This window comes from Halobacillus sp. BBL2006, assembly GCF_000786645.1.
Taxonomy (GTDB): domain Bacteria; phylum Bacillota; class Bacilli; order Bacillales; family Halobacillaceae; genus Halobacillus.
Map to the genome: position 1 here is coordinate 1 of NZ_JRNX01000232.1, position 4,080 is coordinate 4,080.

Consider the following 4,080-nt stretch of genomic DNA (forward strand, 5'->3'; position numbering starts at 1 on the left):
GTCCATTCGTCGCTGGGCAGTCGTTTACGCTTTTCGCTTCATATCCAGGTCCAGCACCCAGACACTCGAGTCATAAGTCAATGACCTCCGCGAGGAAAATTCACCTCACTCCAGTCTTTGTCTTATGCTTGTCGTGTCTAACAGGGTGCTTCTACTTTTCGCTTCTAAATAGGACTTTTATGTCTTTCTTTTACCCAGTGAACGAGTTTATCCATTTCGTTCCACGCTGCTTCCCACTGCTTCAATTGATCGCGCAGCTTTCGGTTATCTTCATCCAATTTTTTCAACTGATATTCTAGTCTTTGCTTCCCACTATCCTCAAACTGTTTCACTTTCATTTCTTTTAAGAAGGATATTGCTGCGTCGAGTGACATTGGGGAATCTTCAGTAGTAGATGTATAAATGGTCCGTTTTTCTTTTCGATTCTGTTTGGCCAGTTGAATCTCTTCGTGGTAATCCTTCCTCACTGTTGCATTCCATCTGAAACCGCAAGCTGCCGGGGTCCTACGCAGTTTCTCCGCTACTTCCTGGAATGCTTCTAGCTGAGTCTTGCCTTCTTGAATATATTTCAACACGGTCTTTGCCAAAAGAAGATCTTCATCTTCCTTCCAGGCATCTTGTCTAGGGGCATCCATACCATCCCTCCTCTATCGTTTGTTTATAGTTATGCAGGAAGGATGGTTGATAGAATCCTATTCTTCAGTTTTTTGTCTTATTCATAAACCTTTGGACTGCCTCTTTATGGGCATCTGATTCCCATAAGAGCGAACATTGTCTAACTTCTTCATCCATCTGACGAGATAAATCCTGAGGAATAACATGCGTTACATGTTTTTTCTTGAATACACGCATTTGTTCTGGAGTCTTGTTCAAAAAGGACTGAAACACCTTCTTGGACCTTAGTTCGTTCAATGATACCACTTTATGTAACCAACCGATCTGATAACTATATTCTGCCGAATACATCGATGCTTCCATCAACCAATGTGCTGCTAATCCAGAATCGATACGTGAGTGGAGGAGTTCACCACCACCCCACCCAGGAGTAATCCCTAAATTTGCTTGCACAAACCCGTAGGAAGCAGATTCGATACCATAACGAAAGTCGCAAGCTGTTGCTAACTCGCAGCCTCCCCCTCTTGCCTGTCCATTCAACAAGGTAATTGTCGGCACTGGTAATGTAGCTAGTTCGAATAATACTTTCTTCATAGGATGCAATATTTCATACGCTTCTTCTGCATTCATGTCTGCGTGCAATTCATTCAAGTCACCACCAGTACAAAACGCTCGTTCTCCTGCCCCAGTAACTGTGAGAAACTTGATTTCTTTGTTTTCTTTAACTAGTTGAAGGGCTTCGAAGAGTTCCTCCGTCATCTTCTTTGACACGCTGTTTAATTTCTCCTGTCGGTTTAGTGTCAGACTTGCGTAACCTTCGTCTTCAAATTTTAACTTTATCAGTTCCATATCAATTCCTCCTCCCACCTTTAAATTTACCATAAAAAAAAGAGCCTGATATGAGTCAGACTCTTTCAAACGCTGTGATTAGTCGTTAACCACTTGTTTTCCATTGTATTGTCCACAAGATTTGCAAACATGGTGTGGTTTCGTGTACTCACCACAGTTTTGGCATGCTACCATACCAGGGGCATGTAGCTTTTTGTGTGTACGACGTTGGTTTTTGACTTTTTTAGAAGTTCTACGCTTAGGTACTGCCATGTTGTACACCTCCTTTTTATTTTCGTTTGAAAACCATGAAGATTTTCTTATTCGTTCTTTTCGTCATTAAATAATGATTGCAGTTTAGCCATACGAGGATCCACTTTCGTTTCCTCAGGTTCCTCTGAAACCACCTGCCAGCCTTTCCCTTCATGGGGGGCTTTCTCATGAGCCTCATCATCATTAGAAAATACGCGAGTTGGAATCTCCAATTGTACATTTTCCTTGATATAAGGCGTTAAGTCAAGCACTTCTCCATCAACAGGATGAACTTCGTCATTACCTTCTTCGGTATGATAAGGCGAAAGGTTGAATGATTCCAGTGCATCAATGTGAAACGGATAAGTCACATCGACTAATGTCCGGGCACAAGGCAACACCATTTCTCCATCAATTGAAAAAGTTACAGTAATATCATTTCCTCGTGTGATTGCTTGACCTTTGACATGAACAGGGGAAATCCTGCGAATGTCATTTTTCATATCCTCTAATTCGCGAATATCTACTTCGTCTTCAAACACAAACGGTTCGTCTCCCGCCTGTCTCAGCTTCTGTAGAGGAAATTTCATAGTTATCACCTCATGGCAACAAGAGTTATTGTAAAAGGATTTCGCTTATTTGTCAATATTTTTTCTTTACACCTTAGCATTCTACAAATAAGAATGTTTATTTAAAATATTTTCATTCGACATGTTCAATGCGAATTTTCCTCTTCTCCATGATAAAATAAACCTTACGAACGTTCAATAGACACGTATCACATCTGACTATAGAGGAGGAATTAATTATGAAAGCTTGTGGAGTCATCGTCGAATACAACCCTTTTCATAACGGGCATCGATTTCATTTACAACAATCGAAAGCACAATCTGGATCCGACTGCCTAATTGCCGTTATGAGCGGGCCATTTCTGCAGCGAGGTGAGCCGGCCATCATCGATAAATGGCACAGGGCGAAAGCAGCTTTAAGCGCCGAAGCAGACCTTGTCCTTGAACTTCCGTACATATATGCCGTTGAGAACAGTGATTATTTTAGTCAAGGAGCTGTTCAAATTCTATCCGAAATGGGAGTTGAGGCTATATGTTTCGGTAGTGAAAGTGGCAGAATCAGTTTATTTATAGATGCCCACGAACATCTTAAAAATCATGAAGTGTTATTCAACGAGACTCTGAGAAAGCACTTGAGTGAAGGGCTTTCCTTCCCTGAAGCATCACGACTTGGATACGACGCCATCCAATTGCCTGCTGACTCTATCGATTTGACTCAGCCGAATAACATCTTAGGATACAGCTATGTGAAACAAATCCTTTCTTACGATGATTTTATTGAACCGATGACTATTAAGCGGACGAACAGCCATTATCACGATAAAACCATTTCAGGAAATATTGCCAGTGCGACAAGTATTCGTAAAGAATTGCTTAATGACTGCCGGTTTACAGACAAAGCAGAAAATTCAATGCCAGAAGTAACAAAGGAACAGTTGAAAGAGTATAGACAAAAAACGGATATTTGGCATGAATGGGAACTGTATTTTCAGCTTTTACAGTATAAAATATTAACGACCCCGGCATCAGAGCTGAGAAAAATTCATGGGGTTGATGAAGGGTTAGAACATCGTTTGAAACGGACGATTAAACTGGCTGAATGCTTTGATGAATTCATGGCGGAACTGAAAACGAAACGATACACGTGGACGCGACTGCAGCGAACCCTCGTTCACATCTTAATAGGAACAGAGAAAGAAGAAGCCCGAGCGCTGCTTAGATCTGATCGCCCTCCCTATGTTCGCATTCTCGGGATGAATGAAAAGGGTAGAAGCTACTTAAAATCTCAGAAGAAACAAATGAAGGTTCCCTTACTCACTCAACCTCAACAATTGGACCATCCGATGCTTGATTTAGAAGAAAGAGCCTCAGCGGCATACTATAGTGTCCTTGATGCTCGAACGAGAGTTGATATGATGAAACGAGAATTCCAGGCACCTATACGCATATAAAAAAACAGCCACGATGGCTGTTTTTTTAGCTGTTTTTTGATTCCATATCTTTTAGATAATTGAGCGCATCCTGAAAAGTATCGACAGGAACTACTTTCATATCTGTATTGATCTCTTCTGCTGTTTCCTTGGCGACTTGATAGTTGGACCCTTTCCTTCCATCCTCATTTGGAGCAAAGAAAATCTGGCATCCATCTTCAGACGCTGCGACTACTTTTTTATCAATTCCACCGATTCGGCCGACTTGACCTTCATAATTCACTTCGCCTGTCCCGGCAATTTGATACCCTTTGGTAATATCTTTTTCCGTCAATTGATCATAAATCTCTAAGGAAAACATCAATCCGGCGCTTGGCCCGCCGATT

General features: G+C 41.5%; 6 protein-coding genes. 1 reads left to right on the plus strand and 5 read right to left on the minus strand.

Features of this window, described 5'->3' with window-relative positions:
* Positions 1-164 precede the first annotated feature (164 nt).
* The 4 genes from LD39_RS07835 to LD39_RS07850 all read right to left on the minus strand — a co-directional run bounded on the left by LD39_RS07835 (position 165) and on the right by LD39_RS07850 (position 2,285).
* Positions 165-635, minus strand: a complete 471-nt coding sequence (locus LD39_RS07835) for an RsfA family transcriptional regulator (RefSeq protein WP_035544888.1) — start codon at positions 633-635, stop codon at positions 165-167.
* Between the two features lie 64 nt (positions 636-699).
* The gene (locus LD39_RS07840) at positions 700-1,464 is read right to left on the minus strand and encodes an enoyl-CoA hydratase/isomerase family protein (protein ID WP_035544890.1); all 765 of its coding nucleotides are present in this window, start codon (positions 1,462-1,464) and stop codon (positions 700-702) included.
* A 78-nt stretch (positions 1,465-1,542) separates the two neighbouring features.
* Entirely contained in the window at positions 1,543-1,716 is a 174-nt protein-coding gene (gene rpmF, locus LD39_RS07845; protein WP_035544892.1) for a 50S ribosomal protein L32, read from the minus strand.
* 47 nt (positions 1,717-1,763) lie between these two features.
* Complete coding sequence (locus tag LD39_RS07850; RefSeq protein WP_035544902.1) at positions 1,764-2,285, minus strand: DUF177 domain-containing protein; 522 nt, start codon at positions 2,283-2,285, stop codon at positions 1,764-1,766.
* Between the two features lie 218 nt (positions 2,286-2,503).
* Between LD39_RS07850 and LD39_RS07855 the strand changes: the two genes are divergently transcribed.
* Positions 2,504-3,715 (plus strand): nucleotidyltransferase, encoded by a 1,212-nt coding sequence (locus tag LD39_RS07855; protein ID WP_035544906.1) that lies wholly within the window; start codon positions 2,504-2,506, stop codon positions 3,713-3,715.
* A 25-nt stretch (positions 3,716-3,740) separates the two neighbouring features.
* On the opposite strand, the gene LD39_RS07860 is transcribed toward LD39_RS07855, so the two are convergent.
* Positions 3,741-4,080, minus strand: a 340-nt coding sequence (locus tag LD39_RS07860; RefSeq protein ID WP_304413572.1) for a S16 family serine protease, incomplete at its 5' end; no start/stop codon positions are given.

Coding starts and splice junctions, on each gene's coding strand:
- LD39_RS07840 (WP_035544890.1), bottom strand. CDS start 1,464: ATGGAACTGATAAAGTTAAAATTTGAAGACGAAGGTTACGCAAGTCTG.
- LD39_RS07850 (WP_035544902.1), bottom strand. CDS start 2,285: ATGAAATTTCCTCTACAGAAGCTGAGACAGGCGGGAGACGAACCGTTT.
- LD39_RS07855 (WP_035544906.1), top strand. CDS start 2,504: ATGAAAGCTTGTGGAGTCATCGTCGAATACAACCCTTTTCATAACGGG.
- LD39_RS07835 (WP_035544888.1), bottom strand. CDS start 635: ATGGATGCCCCTAGACAAGATGCCTGGAAGGAAGATGAAGATCTTCTT.
- rpmF (WP_035544892.1), bottom strand. CDS start 1,716: ATGGCAGTACCTAAGCGTAGAACTTCTAAAAAAGTCAAAAACCAACGT.